16 protein-coding genes are annotated in these 14,423 nt (G+C 38.7%); 6 read left to right on the forward strand and 10 right to left on the reverse strand.

Annotated features, from left to right (window positions below; genetic code table 11):
* Positions 1–17: 17 nt before the first annotated feature.
* Together lexA and GSM42_RS01645 are read left to right on the forward strand one after the other, a co-directional pair.
* Positions 18–641, forward strand: coding sequence for a transcriptional repressor LexA (lexA, locus tag GSM42_RS01640; protein ID WP_160799496.1), 624 nt, complete (start codon positions 18–20; stop codon positions 639–641).
* Positions 642–1,295, forward strand: coding sequence for an oxidoreductase (locus tag GSM42_RS01645; protein ID WP_160799497.1), 654 nt, complete (start codon positions 642–644; stop codon positions 1,293–1,295).
* A gap of 419 nt (positions 1,296–1,714) precedes the next feature.
* Here GSM42_RS01645 and GSM42_RS01650 read toward each other — a convergent pair whose 3' ends face one another.
* Positions 1,715–2,905 (reverse strand): macrolide family glycosyltransferase, encoded by a 1,191-nt coding sequence (locus GSM42_RS01650; RefSeq protein WP_160799498.1) that lies wholly within the window; start codon positions 2,903–2,905, stop codon positions 1,715–1,717.
* Between the two features lie 262 nt (positions 2,906–3,167).
* A complete protein-coding gene (locus tag GSM42_RS01655) occupies positions 3,168–3,872 on the reverse strand; it encodes a B3/B4 domain-containing protein (protein ID WP_160799499.1) in 705 nt (234 codons plus the stop codon).
* Between the two features lie 258 nt (positions 3,873–4,130).
* Between GSM42_RS01655 and GSM42_RS01660 the strand changes: the two genes are divergently transcribed.
* A complete protein-coding gene (locus GSM42_RS01660) occupies positions 4,131–4,988 on the forward strand; it encodes an SDR family oxidoreductase (RefSeq protein WP_160799500.1) in 858 nt (285 codons plus the stop codon).
* 314 nt (positions 4,989–5,302) lie between these two features.
* Here GSM42_RS01660 and GSM42_RS01665 read toward each other — a convergent pair whose 3' ends face one another.
* Positions 5,303–5,467, reverse strand: a complete 165-nt coding sequence (locus GSM42_RS01665) for a sporulation protein Cse60 (RefSeq protein WP_160799501.1) — start codon at positions 5,465–5,467, stop codon at positions 5,303–5,305.
* A 339-nt stretch (positions 5,468–5,806) separates the two neighbouring features.
* Here GSM42_RS01665 and GSM42_RS01670 point away from each other — a divergent pair, with 339 nt between their 5' ends.
* Both GSM42_RS01670 and GSM42_RS01675 read left to right on the forward strand, forming a co-directional pair.
* Positions 5,807–5,983 carry a hypothetical protein gene (locus GSM42_RS01670; RefSeq protein ID WP_160799502.1) on the forward strand — a complete coding sequence of 59 codons (177 nt, stop codon included), beginning with the start codon at positions 5,807–5,809 and terminating at the stop codon, positions 5,981–5,983.
* Positions 5,984–6,305: 322 nt separating this feature from the next.
* Positions 6,306–6,935, forward strand: coding sequence for a glycoside hydrolase family 25 protein (locus tag GSM42_RS01675; RefSeq protein ID WP_160799503.1), 630 nt, complete (start codon positions 6,306–6,308; stop codon positions 6,933–6,935).
* Positions 6,936–7,282: 347 nt separating this feature from the next.
* On the opposite strand, the gene GSM42_RS21260 is transcribed toward GSM42_RS01675, so the two are convergent.
* The 4 genes from GSM42_RS21260 to GSM42_RS01695 form a co-directional block, all read right to left on the reverse strand.
* Positions 7,283–7,447, reverse strand: a complete 165-nt coding sequence (locus GSM42_RS21260) for a tyrosine-type recombinase/integrase (protein WP_160799691.1) — start codon at positions 7,445–7,447, stop codon at positions 7,283–7,285.
* An 80-nt stretch (positions 7,448–7,527) separates the two neighbouring features.
* Positions 7,528–7,818 carry a tyrosine-type recombinase/integrase gene (locus GSM42_RS20910; protein ID WP_338055192.1) on the reverse strand — a complete coding sequence of 97 codons (291 nt, stop codon included), beginning with the start codon at positions 7,816–7,818 and terminating at the stop codon, positions 7,528–7,530.
* A gap of 549 nt (positions 7,819–8,367) precedes the next feature.
* Positions 8,368–8,670 (reverse strand): hypothetical protein, encoded by a 303-nt coding sequence (locus tag GSM42_RS01690; protein ID WP_160799505.1) that lies wholly within the window; start codon positions 8,668–8,670, stop codon positions 8,368–8,370.
* Between the two features lie 92 nt (positions 8,671–8,762).
* On the reverse strand, positions 8,763–9,179 hold the full coding sequence (locus GSM42_RS01695) for a transposase (RefSeq protein ID WP_160799506.1): 417 nt from the start codon (positions 9,177–9,179) through the stop codon (positions 8,763–8,765).
* A gap of 299 nt (positions 9,180–9,478) precedes the next feature.
* Here GSM42_RS01695 and GSM42_RS01700 point away from each other — a divergent pair, with 299 nt between their 5' ends.
* Positions 9,479–11,377, forward strand: a complete 1,899-nt coding sequence (locus GSM42_RS01700) for an ATP-binding cassette domain-containing protein (protein ID WP_160799507.1) — start codon at positions 9,479–9,481, stop codon at positions 11,375–11,377.
* Between the two features lie 211 nt (positions 11,378–11,588).
* On the opposite strand, the gene GSM42_RS01705 is transcribed toward GSM42_RS01700, so the two are convergent.
* The 3 genes from GSM42_RS01705 to GSM42_RS01715 all read right to left on the reverse strand — a co-directional run bounded on the left by GSM42_RS01705 (position 11,589) and on the right by GSM42_RS01715 (position 14,254).
* A complete protein-coding gene (locus GSM42_RS01705; RefSeq protein WP_160799508.1) occupies positions 11,589–12,569 on the reverse strand; it encodes a BtrH N-terminal domain-containing protein in 981 nt (326 codons plus the stop codon).
* Positions 12,553–13,125 (reverse strand): PadR family transcriptional regulator, encoded by a 573-nt coding sequence (locus GSM42_RS01710; RefSeq protein WP_160799509.1) that lies wholly within the window; start codon positions 13,123–13,125, stop codon positions 12,553–12,555. The genes GSM42_RS01705 and GSM42_RS01710 overlap by 17 nt, the downstream gene beginning before the upstream one ends.
* Positions 13,126–13,927: 802 nt before the next feature.
* Positions 13,928–14,254 (reverse strand): hypothetical protein, encoded by a 327-nt coding sequence (locus GSM42_RS01715; RefSeq protein ID WP_160799510.1) that lies wholly within the window; start codon positions 14,252–14,254, stop codon positions 13,928–13,930.
* Between the last annotated feature and the right edge of the window lie 169 nt (positions 14,255–14,423).

The following is a 14,423-nucleotide window of genomic DNA, read 5'->3' on the forward strand; positions in this document are numbered from 1 at the left end:
GAAAAGGAGATGAGAGTATGAAGAGCAATAAACTTTCGGAGAGACAACAAGCTATCTTAGCCTATATACAAAAAGAAGTATACGATAAAGGATACCCACCTTCTGTAAGAGAGATTGGAGAAGCAGTGGGATTGGCTTCTAGCTCAACTGTTCATGGTCATCTTAATCGTTTAGAGAAAAAAGGCTTTATTCGCCGGGATCCTACCAAACCAAGAGCTATTGAAATCTTAGATCAGACCAACACCATGAATAAAAAAGATACAGTCATGGTTCCTCTAGTAGGTAAAGTAACTGCAGGTGAACCAATTACAGCGGTAGAGAATATTGAAGACTACTTCCCTCTCCCTACTCGAATTGCTGGTACAGATCAGACTACTTTCTTACTATCTGTCCAAGGCGATAGCATGATTAATGCTGGAATTATGGATGGTGACTATGTTGTAGTACGTCAACAACATACCGCTGATAATGGAGAAATCGTTGTTGCGATGACTGGTGAAGGCGAAGCAACTGTAAAGCGTTTCTTTAAAGAAGGAGATCACATCCGTCTTCAACCGGAGAACGATCGCTTACAACCATTACGTTTACCTCAGGTCACGATTCTTGGAAAAGTGGTAAGCCTTATAAGAGAAATCATATAGATGACAAAAAAAGCTCTTATATTAGGGGCAACAGGACTGGTAGGGAAAGCCTTAACTAGTTTACTCCTAGATGACGAAACATATAATAAAATACATATACTAGTGAGGAATCACACGGATCTAATAAATAACAGATTAGTTGAACATATTATCGATTTTAACCAACTATCTAATCACTCTGACTTATTCGGAGTGGATCATGTTTTTTGTTGTTTGGGTACAACCATAAAAAAAGCAAAAACAAAAGAAGCTTTTTACCGAGTCGATCACGATTACGTATATGAAGCGGCTAAACTAGCAGATAAACATCAAGCTTCTTTTTTGGTCATTAGTTCCATTGGAGCTAATCCGAATTCTATGTTCTACTACAGTAGAGTTAAGGGTGAAGTAGAACAATCTCTACAGAAACTAACACTTCCTAGCTTATACATCTTTCAACCTTCATTATTATTGGGGGAACGAAAAGAGTTTAGGTTTGGCGAAAAAATAGCAACTCCGCTTAGTAAATTATTTTTAAAAGGTCCATTATTTCGTTACAAACCAATCCATGTGCAACAAGTAGCTCAAGCTATGATAAAGGTAGCGAAAACCTCCCTCAAAGGTAGTCATATATACTCTTCAGAGAAAATCGAAAAAATTGCAAAAGAGAAATGAACATTGCTTCATTCTCTTTTTTTATGTATAGATTTGACTAATGCTTGTCTAGCATGAATCATACAGTCATTTCTGCTATGTTTCATTTGACATTCAAGTCTTGCTATGTCAAAAGTGAGCCTGCACCGTTTTATTACACTGAAACGGTGCAGGCTCTATTGGAGTAAATGGAGTTTCTAAAAAGCCTTTTTACATCTATTTATCAGCACTATTAATTTTCCACACTTTGCAGATGGTATCTACTGATTTGATCCTTTCGATTTTTAGAATTTCTCTCTAGGTGTTTCCGGTTGATTTCCAATCACGATATTCCTGAAATCGTTAGTTGTTATCACAACTGTTATTTTTACTTATTCTTCTATAACTCACCATTACTTCGGTGCTTATACAGAGGCACTTTGACATTTCTATCGTTACTCTTAAACAAAGCTCAGCTTCAAATGTTCATCTATCGCTTTTAGAGCTTTTTCTACTCCTCCTGCTTGTTTAAAGCTTTTGTTTATTTTTTTCGTATTCTCTAGATACGATGGATCAGATAAAACGGTTTGAACAGCTTCTTGGAGCTTTTCAACACTAACTTCGTGTGAATCAATTTGATATCCAGCACCGAGTTCCTGCAATCTATTTGCAATCATTGGTTGATCGGATGTTTGTGGAATGACAACAAGAGGTACTTCGTAATGCAATGCCTCGCTCACACTATTCATTCCCCCATGAGTAATAAAGACGCTGGTATATCGGAGAACTTCCAGTTGTGGTACATAATGACGTACGATAAAGTTTTCTGGTAATTCCTTTAGATTGGCTATATCAGTTGATTTACCTACAGATATAACCACCTTTCCCTCAAAATCTTGAAAGGCTTTTGCGCAAGTTTGAAATAAATCCTCAAACCCTTGTAATACAGTGCCCATTGAAATATAAAGTACTCTCTGATCCTCTAAATCCTCTAAAGGAAAATCATTTGTTTGCAATCGGTTTGTGATGGAAGGGCCAATAAACACATAGGAATCATCCATATATTCCCCACCTGGTTGGAACTCTTTGCTGGTGTAGACGATGCTTAGATCAGCCCTATTCATCATAAATTGAAATGGCTGTTTTACTTTTACACCAAATCTCTCTTCTATTTGACTGGTTAAAGATGTATTTTCTTGCTCTAATTTTGGTGAGGCACTCATTGAAGCACCTAATTTTCCACTTTTTAATATCTGAAAAAATTGGTCTTCCGGAATTGCAAAACTAGAGGATGAAGAGATAGAGGGTATGTTTAGGTACTCCTTCACCAATAACCCACTGCCGAATGTATCGTGATACACATAGTCGAATGTTATTGTATCAGCAAGTTTCTGAACGATAGATAAAATATCATGAGAAATTTTGAGCATTACTTGTATAAATTCATGAATATTTTTTATGTTCTGTGGCGAAATCCCTTTAAAATGATTAGTATGAAGATACACCTTTGCTCCTAATCCTTCAATACGTTCTCTGAAGTCCTCTGTTGTTATATAGTGAACAGAGTCCCCGCGGTTGATCAATGCTTTCACGATACTTAGTGTCGGGTTTATATGGCCTTCAGCTGGTATGTTAATCATTAATACGTTCATAAGATTATTCCCTCGTTTTCATAAATATAGTCAAAATTCTTACTTCATAAAGTATATATATGTATTTTTTTAATTATAAGTCTTGTATTTAATGGGAATTCACACATTGGATTATATCGTTGTATCGTGTGAGCAAATTCAGTGGATAAAAAAGAAAAACTTTGTTTCTATAGTGAAAGATAGCTGTTCCTGTACATTTGTATGCCAAAAATGGACTGTATCTTCCCGGAGTGGGAGATATAGTCCGTTGCATGTTCTATTTTTAAATCGTTATTTCTCTCCTGTTTGTATCCAATACTTGAACCTTCACAGTACCTCCAAGGTTAATGGACACTAGATCTGCCAGTTCTTTCAGTGCCATATGAAGTTCATCGTTTCTCGTTTCGTCTATTAACTCGATACAGAGGAATGCATTTTTTGTATTTTCTGACAGCATCGTCCTCTTAGCTTCTCTCCAATTCCAGCATCTACATATTGCACCTGCTTCGTCTTTATAAATGATTTCATCTGCATATGGTGATGTATTTTCATCACTTCCTATAGGAATAAACAGTTCGTTTCCATGTGCTTTCGTTAGTCGTACGTCGCCGACAAAAGTATCTATATCTTCCCCTCCGCATGGGAGTCCATAACGTAATGAAATGGAATTATAAATATCAACAAGTGGGTTTATTATTCCGATATGGTTTCCGTTTTTCACTCTTTTTAATAAAGCTTCAATAGAAGATCTTGCTCCTTTTTTTGTTTTGAATTTCTGAAAGGCTTCTCTCCAAATGGATATTACCGGATTTTTACTAAATTCTTCTTGCTTAAAAAATTTGTAAGCTTCTTCCTCTGCCTCCATTACTATTTTCTGATACATTTCCATGTTTCTTAATGAATTATCAATTCCTTGGCAAATAACGATTCCTATCTTTGCATTAGGAAACAAAGACCAAAAATCATCTTCAATAATAAACTTTTGCATAAGATTCGCTCCGTTTTCTTTTAGATGTTGCATGAACACAAGATCTATTACTTGCAAAAAGCTTTCATAGTGTCGGACACTATCGTATGCCTGTTAAAAATGGATTTTAACAGGCATACGATACACTCATTCCTATTTATAGGAAAATGCAGCATACAGCTTATCATAGCACATCAATTGAGGGCATTTGTTCTCTCTGTTTGTTTTAAATTTTTCATAACCTTTGATAAACTAAGAAAGAAAGTAAGGAGTGAGACCATGAATAAGAAAGTAACTCTAATAACTGGTGCTAACTCTGGTATGGGATTAGCTACTGCAATTGCATTGGCCAAAGAAGATCACCAAATCATTTTAGCATGTAGAGATGAAGACCTAGGTAAACAGGCTTTGAAAAAAGTAATTTCTGAGAGTGGTTCTTCAGAAGTAGATCTCATGTTATTAGATCTCTCTTCTTTTCATAGTATTAGCTTATTCGCTAAACAGTTTGAAGAAAAATACAACACCTTAGATATACTTATCAATAATGCTGGTATTATCACTACGAAACGTGAAATAACCGAGGATGGCTTTGAGGCAATGTTAGGTGTAAATCATTTGGGTCACTTTTTGTTAACCAATTTACTATTAGAGCATTTAAAAAGATCGGATAAGGGCAAAGTTATTACTATCTCCTCTGGGGCATACAAATATGGAAAAATAGATTTTGCAGATATGAATTTAGAGAAGAAGTTTTCACCAATTCGGGCATATGGAAGATCAAAACTTGCGAATATCTTATTTACAAAGGAATTGAGTAGGAGACTACAAGATACAAATATAGCAGCAAATTGCCTCCATCCAGGTGCTGTATCAACAAACATGGGAGTAAACCGTGATACCGGCTTTGGGAAAAGTATTCATTTTTTGTTACGTCCCTTTTTTCAAACACCGCTCGAAGGATCACAAACAGCAATTTATTTAGCCTTAAGTCCAGAAGTAGAAGAAATTTCTGGTAAATACTTTTATAAGAAGAAAGTCAAAGATATCGAGGGTCAGGCTATGGATGACAACTTAGCTCAAATATTGTGGGAATGGAGCGAGCAGCAAGTTGGTCTAAAACCTGTTAAGTTGAAATGAAAATATAACGGACATCAATTGGTTCTTCTTATTTATAAATAAAGTCAGAATACAGATCTATTACTCTCTATACATGCTATATTTTAGGAGATGTCACGAAAACAGATTTACTTTACTAACTTTAAACATTTCCATAGATTTGGTAAGCTACGATATTCCTTTACTTCAATTTTCCCAATATGTTTCTGTTCTCAAAATAAAAACAACACTTGATCCTATTAATTTGAGATCAAGTGTTGTTTTTATGGTGTATAGATGTCTTCACTTCTATTAAACTTAATAAGTGAAGTTACTTCATATCAGAATATCATCAGTCATATGCTTTTATAAATGATGAGAGCGCTAAAAACATCAGACATACCTCTACCATAGTCATACTTAATATCTATAACTTCTGCATTGAGGTTTTCTTCAAGCCATTTATTTATCATTTGTTCGAGTTTGTCCATGGTACGTTCTTCAAATCCTTTTACTCTCATCGTTTTTCTCCTTCTTGATAGATAGTTTATGGAGCTGTATTAAGACAACCCTCTTATTTACAGAGTGGTTGTCTAGGAGTACAAATATTCTATCAAATATTTGTACGCATGTGCAATTCATTCATCCTGGAACGCGGTTCAGGAGCACCTCAGTGAGAAGTCGTTGCAAAGAAATCTAGTCATTGATTCGAAACATATGTAAGAGCGATTATGAAAGCCAAGCCAAAACCAAATCTCATCAATTCCTGATTACCAAACAGCTTTGTATGATTTACAAACGTTGAATTTTTGTCTATTATCTATTTAAATCCATTTGTTCAATAGCAAAGGGAATCTATTATGGCTGAACGGAGAATCTCTCGGCTTAAGAAGAAACAAGTAAAAATTGTCGAGGATACATGTCAGACTCTTCCCGACGGTACAGGTATGCGCACTATCACGATGAGTGATGGCAAGAAATCCGTTTGGTACAAGAACCCCGGCGCAAACACATGGCATCAGAAAAATAACAACTAACACTTGAGGGAGCACTGCGGTCGTCTGAATTCTATGATTCGGACGACCGCCCGACTTTTATTTTTCCAAGTTTACTTCATCCAGTTATACTAATAGTGTTGTTACATAGATTTCATAGCATGTGGCAACGGCCGTCCATTTTTTAGATTACATATTTTTAATCATAAAGAGTGATGCTCTCCTCTCCTCCTCCCTTTCCTTCCACAAAACATATCCAGCTATTATAGTATTCACTTATTTCCAATTATTTTCTATCTCTTTTACACATATAACAGAAAATGACATAAAATAGAAATAGAGAATAGAAAAGGAGAGGATAGTGATGCAAGGTAGATCAGCTGGAAAAGTAACTGGAATTGATGTGTCAAACAATAATGGCTCTATTAACTGGGAAAAAGTCAAGAAGACTGGATATAAATTTGCTTATATAAAAGCTTCAGAAGGAACCAACTTTAAAGACACTTTATTTGTGTCCAATGTACAAAAGGCGAAAGAAGCTGGGATTAAAACAGGAGCTTACCATTTTGCACGTCCTTCTGGATCAGTAGAGGATGGAAAAGAAGAAGCAGATCATTTTATTACCATGATGAATAAAGCACAGACGGATCTTATACCTGCTTTGGACTTAGAGGCAACCAAACTAAACATGGATCAGACTGCTGAGTGGGTGGAAACATTTATTTCTCACGTAAAAAAAAGCACTGGTAAAAACGTGATTATCTATACTGGATTATGGTTTATGGATCGATACCCAGGTTTATCAAAGAAACTTTCCAAATATCCTCTGTGGGTTAGTTATTACAAAGAATCAGCTCCTCCAGATAATGGTTGGGATAATTGGACAATTTGGCAATATACAAGTAAAGGTGATGTTCCTGGAATATCAGGAAATGCTGATCTTAATGTGGCTACTTCTTTGGAACATTTATTGGTCAAGAAAAAAGAGGCTTAGTTGCAATCGTTAAGAATAGAATAGAAAAACCCTTGCTTAGTGAAAGGGTTTTTCTATTCTATCCGAGTTTTGTTGATACATGTATCTCTTCATCCCATCTGGTATGACTTAATTAGGTAGCATAGCGGAAGGATACGTTTGCGACAGCTTCTTTTCCATAATAAGTTCCATCTTATAGATCGCTCTATCTTGGCATACATACATGTAACGTTTTGCGCTTACTGATCTCTAGTTGGGGTAGTGAGACGGTTCGTGCTCTAGTCCGTCAGGCAGTTTACATATTATGTAAAATAAAAGAGCCAGCTTTTCTCTAAAGCTGGTTTAACTTATCTAGCATTTCTTTTCGACTATGATTGGTATAAAGTAATGTGGTCGATGGATGCCACTTCATGGACATTTAATCCTTTTTCTAACGCATTCGAACAAAAGAAATGTCGTAATCCATGTGGGGAAACAGCAGGTTGAATATCTGCTAACTTGCTGTACTTATGTAAGGATTTGAAAACAGTAATTCATGAAAGTCTCTGACTACAGTTGCTAACAAATATATACGGACTAACTTTTGTAAGTCGATACTTGGATCTTTCACGTTTTAAATAATCTCGTAGCCCACCTTGTCCGAGAGAAATTTGGTTCGAGATTTCTTTTCCTTCCCATCTCTGATTAGCAACTCTTGTAATTCCAAATAAAGATCATGGATGACCAAAGAAAGAGCCTCGTTGATCCTTAGACAGATATAAATCAGTAAATTCACCAAAGCATAATCGCGTTTGTTTTTTGATTCTAACACTGTCTGAATAAATCGTTGTACATCAGCCTCATAATACACTGCTGACGAGCCATACCCGCGTTGAACCTTCTTCCAATCCTCTTTCTGAATCACAAGATGATTTTGTTTCCCCATTTGAATCAGATATTCATTTCATGAACGCAAACCAGCCATATGAGAGTTAAACGTACTTGGAACAATCTCTATGTGTTGAAGGAAAACCTTATAATCTGCTACATTCTCTACAATAAACTGCTGTGGAACCTTCTGAAATCGATCTTGAAACCATCTAATGTATGCTTTCAGAAGATAGATACGAAGAGATCGCGTTAGCAGATTTCCCATTCAAAATCAAATGTTGTTCGAATAAGCAAAGAATATCTTCTGATAAATTATGGTTCATGGGATTCATGCACTCTTTTCATCAATTATGTTTCCTTATTGATGAATATCGTATCTAAAATAGTAAAAAAAAGTAAACAAAACTGACCTTATGTTTCATAAAAAACTGATGCATACAGTTATTTTCCAGTATGCATCAGTTTTTCTTTCTTAGCTTCTCAAGATAAAGTTTCTAATCTATTTAATCACTTAGATAATTTAAAATTCGGTACTGAACGCACGAGCTATACTCGATTGTCCAGCGACCGGTTCTGCGGAGGATTACTCCCCCATGACTCGCTGGTACTCCTTCTCAGCAGCCGCGCTGATCACGGGGGCTTTTGAGTTGCGGAACCCAGCGATACAGACATCCTCGGTGATGCCATTCATCATCTCAGCGTTCAACCGAAGGTCCATAAGGGTGGCCCTTTTCTCGACAGTGATACGAATCCAGGGACGAACGCGCATGGCCAACAGGGCGATATCGCACACGCTCCCATTGTCGACATACATGCTCAGAACATCCTGGACACTCTGGACGGCTCCATCGAAGAGAACCTTCTGTGCCGGGGTGTACTTCTCCATGTAAAACTCCTTGTTCGACAGAACCGATATCTTTAGTTTATCATAATTTGTTGAGCCTATAACAGATGCTATCCTTTAATATTAAGCAACATTTAGTTTAATCGGTAACAGCTTGAAAATCCTATGGATTGACATGATGATAAAACAATGGTGATAACCCCCTTAAAATTTTCAGGAGTCATCTCCTTTAGAGCAATATTGATCGTTCTACTTAAAACAGGCTGCAAGTGAGGATACGTTTCATTCATACCAGCTTCTGGGCGATATAGTTTTTGCGCATAGATATTTTCAAGGAGGCTGCTTCTTTTTTTATGATTATGGGGCCAAGAACTGTCCGTTGCCTCGTCTGTTGGTTCAGTTCCGAAGAAACTTCGCATATGCGTCATATACAACCATGGCTGCAGACTAGTCCTTGGAAAACTGAGATCGTAAATATACTCAAGTTCTTCGCACTTAGCAACCATCCACTGGAAAATTTCAGCGAAATTATTGACAATCTCTTCGAACAACCATCTCGACACCAAATTCAAGAACCTGCGGATATGCAGCATGGCAATGAACCTTCATATCCAAATCTCCATTCAGAAAATGTTGTTTATGTTTTAATTAAAGAGTTTCAGATGTTTCCATTGCCTAAAACACCCGATTGAAAGACTCAACTGACACTTTACAAATGAAAGGTTTTTACCTTCTTATGGAATGCAACTTAAGAAGTCGTACTGGCAAAACACCCAAATTTTATTGTTGATTTTGGCTTATTATATATGGTTATCTATAGTTAAATCACCGATTAAAAATTGGAGAAAAAATGTGGTTTGAGTTGTTCGAGAAGAAAAAAAAGACAGAAGAACAACGAAAAGAGCAGCGAAATTTCCGTAAGGGAGTAGGGTATAGTTTCCGTTCGCTTACAGCAGATCGAGTGGTACTGACTCGTGCGCTTGTGTTGCTGTTGCTCGAAGGAGTTGCAGTTGCACTCGTTCCAATCGCCATGGGTGAACTACTCTCAAATCCAGTCGCAGCTACTGTAACACTGACGGTTAGTATTAATGCCGTTCAGTATTATCTGTTGTTGTGGTACATGGAGACGCAGCGGTTGCTCAGAGTCGTAAATGCAGATTACCTAGGTATGGAAATCGCGAAAGTAGTAAGTAAAACATCCAAGCAGTCGCTGCTTCGAATCAGCGAACAGTCAGGACAGCTGCATAGCAGTATCGTCAGAAATGTGTCACTCTTTGTAGCTAACATCCCTGAAATTGCTCAGTTCCTAGTGATCATTGGCGGTAACCTAGTTGCGCTGGTGGTGCTTTTTGGAGCGGGAAAGTATCTGTTCTTTTCCCTAATGGGAATGTTGCTGATGAGTATCCTTTCTTGTTTCACCTATCGGTGGAACCTCGAGCTGAGTCGACAGGCAAAGAAATTGGATGCAAATCAAAATAATCACCTTGATGGGTTGGTCAAGAATTTGGAAGTTCATCAACAATCTGGGGCTACCACTTTTAAGCTGAGGATTCTAAAGAATGTACTAGACAAACAAACAAAGCTTTATAAGCGTAATGAGTGGATGAACGTCCTTCGCTTTGTATGGTTTCGAATTCTACCAACACTCGTTTTCATGTGGCTGATCTACATCACGGCTATTTCTGATAAGCGTAGCCCAGCCGATCTCTCGATGTTGGGAATCTGTGCAGGAACAGCGATGCAGTTTTCCTACCAAGTGGTTCAAAGTCTTTTGGGACTTGGTAAGCACTTTGGGGATTTGCAACATCTCGGTCAATTGTTGAACGCACCAAGGCGTCCACAAGGAAACAGAGTGCTAAAGAAGGTATCCTCTCTTTCCCTTAGTACGTCACTACGTGTCAAATTTGCCAATGGCCACGTACTGTTCCCAAATGGTCTGGTACCTTGCAATAAACAGCTGACAGAACTACGAATGGATGCTGGTCAATTCGTAGTCTTTGTCGGTGAGATCGGTTCTGGTAAGTCGACCGTTGCTAAAATTCTAGCGCGCGTTTATGAGAACCTTCCAGAAGATGACACGCACTGGACGGGATCTTACCAGGTTCAGGATAATGGACATGAGTGGTTGCCTGTTTTCGATACGAACCTACTCACCTTCTACCGGAATGTCTTTCATGCCCCTCAAACTGCTAACTATGTAGATAGTGAGCAGAAAGAAATAGAGTGGGTTCCAGGCACGGTAAGAGATAATATTGGCTATTTCCTTCGCCATGAAGAACTCTCGCTTACACCCCAGCGAGTAGATGAACTGATCTGGGAAGCAGCTGAGCTAGTCGGGCTACAAACGCAACTCAAGCAGGAAGTTCGCACTCTATCAGGCGGGGAACTGGCATTGTGTATGCTAGGCCGAAGCCTAGCTGGTGTGTTGCTCGGTGAGATTAAAGTTCTCATCCTTGATGAAACGTTTGCCAATCTGAATGGTGCAAAAGCTCAAGCTGTGCTTTCCAATCTGCGCCGCCTCGTCAAACAGTATCAACTCACAATCATCCTTGTATCTCATAAGGATGAATTTAACCCTCCTGATGCCCTTGCCTATGTCTTTGGATCAAATGGAAAGGGCATTATTGAGATGGGACAAGTAGCAATGCTCAGAAAGCGTTGGTTTTCCCATTACAATAACGCTACCGGTCGACGATCCTGGTTCACATCCTTGCTGACAAGAAGTTTCAAGAAATGTGATCTTGTATGATCTGCGGGGTGCCTGATTTCTACATCAAGCACCCCGCGCGAATTTACGGTCTGCTCAAATCTTTAAACTTGTAAAATACTTGGCACAAAAAATTATTTTGTCACTATACTTCCTAAACTCCATTTCGGTATAATCGGAAGATTTTTTGAACAAAAGAAGCAACAAGGGATAATGTCTTTTTTGATGCGGTATTACTACTTGCTCCAATAAGTCAGGATAGCAGCTCCATGGCTGTACGTTCTTTATCAGCAATCTCTAGCAAAAGCTTCGAAGTTTGTTTCAGCTCCTGTGGGTTTCCTGTTTTTCCCGCATGCTCGATCGAAGCAGAAACACCAACCCACATTGGAGCAATTTCCGTAAACAAACGGTGAGCTTGGTCGATTTTCGGGTCTTCCAACAGATCGACGCATTCTTTGAGGAAATCTCGATACAGATTCCGAAACAAAGCACCGCCGGTTCCAGCACGCTCCATCAGCAAAGCGGTCAGGCATAAATCATGTTCGAAATTGATGCTACGGGAAGGCCACTTCAAGATTTCCTCACTCATTTTTACAATCCCTTTATTCCCAATATTGCGAATAGGAGGGTTCAAATAATCATACGAATTCTTAATCAAGGATTCGCGCACAGCGGAAATGAGCGGAGGCAAAGCGTCGATTGGCTTGAGTGTAAAAGAGCGATTCCGGGAACTCATAACCCCCTTTGCGTTTCTAGCAGCGGTTAAGCTCGTCAAACGCGTCTTCACCAATCCACCCTGTTGTCTGGTGTCAGCCATATAAGCGTATTTGTCATCGATACCATATAGGACTGCATAATGACCAGCAAAGTGCACTTTATTCGTGAAATAGTCCAAATAATAAGAGTCCAATTTCATCCCGACCGGAATTCCTTGTTCGATGCAGCTTCGTACGTTCTGCCACGCTTTTTTGACGGACGACGTTTCTTGAATTTCGACGGTTAACCTCAGCCTGTCGCCAAGATTGGCTGTCAATTTATCGGGTTTCACTCTTCCTCCGATGAACGGAAAGTCCATCTTCTTCGAGTCCCAATATATAAATCCGAGCCCTTGCCCAAGTCCGAATAGCATCGGTTCCGAAAGTTGAATTCCCGCAAATTGCAGCAGATTTCCCATAGCTGTTGTTTCACAATGTTCACCTTGATAAGAAACAAAACCGTCAATGATGTTTGCCATATTCCTCTGTCTCCTCCAGCAGCTCTTTAATTAAATCAGAAACGAAAGCCCGATCACTCTCGATGAGGCTTATCGGATGCAGAAACAACGCTCTTACGTTCAGTGGCAGTCGAACACCGCCTTGCGATTCATACTTCAACTTTATTTTTTCTAAAGTCTCTTGAAGAAAATCCAATCGATTCCGCAATGCTTCCACTGCCTCGTCTTTCTCGACAAGAGACAAAGCAGCCAGGCCGAGATCGAAGCGACTGTCGCGTTCTCGTGCAGATGACAGACTGTCCAGAATTTCTTGTCTGAGCTTGGCAGTACCCGCTTGAGTGAGAGAAAAACGATTCGGCATTGGTCCCTTGCCAGATTTTCCATCGAATTCCTTGGACACGATCCAACCTTTATTGCTCAGCTTTTTCAGGCCAGCGTAAATCGAAGTCATGCCGATATTTGCCCATTCTCGATAACCTCGTTGATCGACTAACTTCTTGATATCGTACCCAGAAGCATGACGACATTCCATAATCATTTGCAGCAGCATGAATTCTACATTCGAAATGGAGTGCATGAAGATCCTCCTTGTTTTAATATTTCATATATGTAATATAACACTAGTAGAATATAAGTACAATAATCTAATTTATTAAAAATGTAGGGATCCTGTATAACCAAAATATTCACCCTTTCAGAGCATAAATAAACACACGCATAAGTGATTTTCCAATAAGTGCTAGACACTTTAAGAGTTAAAAGTGAACGACAACGCTCTCTGTTATTAGCAATAATCAGCATCTAAACCGGACAGATCTCCATCTCTCGAATTGTTAAAAACGGCAATCTTGTTGAACATGGTAGCCGTTGCTCATTTTCATCTATCTGAAATCAATCCAAAAACTGGCTTGCAGATAGATATATTTTCCAAGTTGATCCTTTAGTGTGCGAATCGTTTTCGTACAAGTGATATATGCCTAAACGTACTTTGGTAACCGCAATCCTTTTACAGAGCTATAATGGACCTTTATCTTCTTTTTCCCATGATATCTCTAACTCCATTAATATTTTTCCTAACATATTTTAATTACTTCTATCCTCTCCACAACTCACACAAGAGCTTCGAAACAATGCGCAGATACATTGCTAAAAAAACAAATTCAAAAACAACTTCTATCTTTCACTTTCATTGTGTTGCTTTCTCTAAGAATTGAAATCGTTCAATTCATCAACTGCCTTTATGTAAAATAAAAAAGCCGTCCCACGACGACTCTCATCTATATACTTTCCTTATATTACGGCGTCTGGACAACTGGCTGCTGACCAGACTATGTAACACTGATTTGTTCCTAAAAGCTTAGTAGAGGAATGAACCGGTGTTACACCTTACGCTTGACCTTAATAAGAGGCTTTTCGTCAAAGTAGACGATTTCCGTCTGTCCTGCTCGGAGACCACCCTTGGTTGTACTCCCAAAAACCGTCCGACACCAAGTGCTATCATAGTCTCGACCAGGGCCACCGCCATACTGGTTAATCTCTACACTATGTGGGGAAATTCGCAGATTAAAACTGTCGGCAAGCCAGGTAGTCTGCATCGCTTCGTAAACACGTTTGTCAAACTCATGGCAATCTTTAACAATAGCAATGAGACATTCAATCTCCCAGTAGGTACCGAGCGGACTGTGGAGTCGGAGCTTCTTAGACATGAAAATCCTCTCACTAAAACGACAGACTGCATTCAGCCTAGGTTCATTATAAAGTAAAACCTTGCCTCTGTACAAATAAATGATCATCACCAGTACCCCTATTTGATGCTAAATATTTTCTACTTGCTTATGTTTGTTTCATTTGCTAATATAACTGACGAACGTTCGT

It is taken from the genome of Shimazuella alba, from assembly GCF_009831235.1.
GTDB classification, from domain to species: Bacteria; Bacillota; Bacilli; order Thermoactinomycetales; family Thermoactinomycetaceae; genus Shimazuella; species Shimazuella alba.

Bases quoted from the DNA above. Each gene is read 5' to 3' on its own strand.
- lexA (WP_160799496.1), top strand. From the start codon at position 18: ATGAAGAGCAATAAACTTTCGGAGAGACAACAAGCTATCTTAGCCTAT.
- GSM42_RS01645 (WP_160799497.1), top strand. From the start codon at position 642: ATGACAAAAAAAGCTCTTATATTAGGGGCAACAGGACTGGTAGGGAAA.
- GSM42_RS01650 (WP_160799498.1), bottom strand. From the start codon at position 2,905: ATGAACGTATTAATGATTAACATACCAGCTGAAGGCCATATAAACCCG.
- GSM42_RS01655 (WP_160799499.1), bottom strand. From the start codon at position 3,872: ATGCAAAAGTTTATTATTGAAGATGATTTTTGGTCTTTGTTTCCTAAT.
- GSM42_RS01660 (WP_160799500.1), top strand. From the start codon at position 4,131: ATGAATAAGAAAGTAACTCTAATAACTGGTGCTAACTCTGGTATGGGA.
- GSM42_RS01665 (WP_160799501.1), bottom strand. From the start codon at position 5,467: ATGAGAGTAAAAGGATTTGAAGAACGTACCATGGACAAACTCGAACAA.
- GSM42_RS01670 (WP_160799502.1), top strand. From the start codon at position 5,807: ATGGCTGAACGGAGAATCTCTCGGCTTAAGAAGAAACAAGTAAAAATT.
- GSM42_RS01675 (WP_160799503.1), top strand. From the start codon at position 6,306: ATGCAAGGTAGATCAGCTGGAAAAGTAACTGGAATTGATGTGTCAAAC.
- GSM42_RS01690 (WP_160799505.1), bottom strand. From the start codon at position 8,670: ATGGAGAAGTACACCCCGGCACAGAAGGTTCTCTTCGATGGAGCCGTC.
- GSM42_RS01700 (WP_160799507.1), top strand. From the start codon at position 9,479: ATGTGGTTTGAGTTGTTCGAGAAGAAAAAAAAGACAGAAGAACAACGA.
- GSM42_RS01705 (WP_160799508.1), bottom strand. From the start codon at position 12,569: ATGGCAAACATCATTGACGGTTTTGTTTCTTATCAAGGTGAACATTGT.
- GSM42_RS01710 (WP_160799509.1), bottom strand. From the start codon at position 13,125: ATGCACTCCATTTCGAATGTAGAATTCATGCTGCTGCAAATGATTATG.
- GSM42_RS01715 (WP_160799510.1), bottom strand. From the start codon at position 14,254: ATGTCTAAGAAGCTCCGACTCCACAGTCCGCTCGGTACCTACTGGGAG.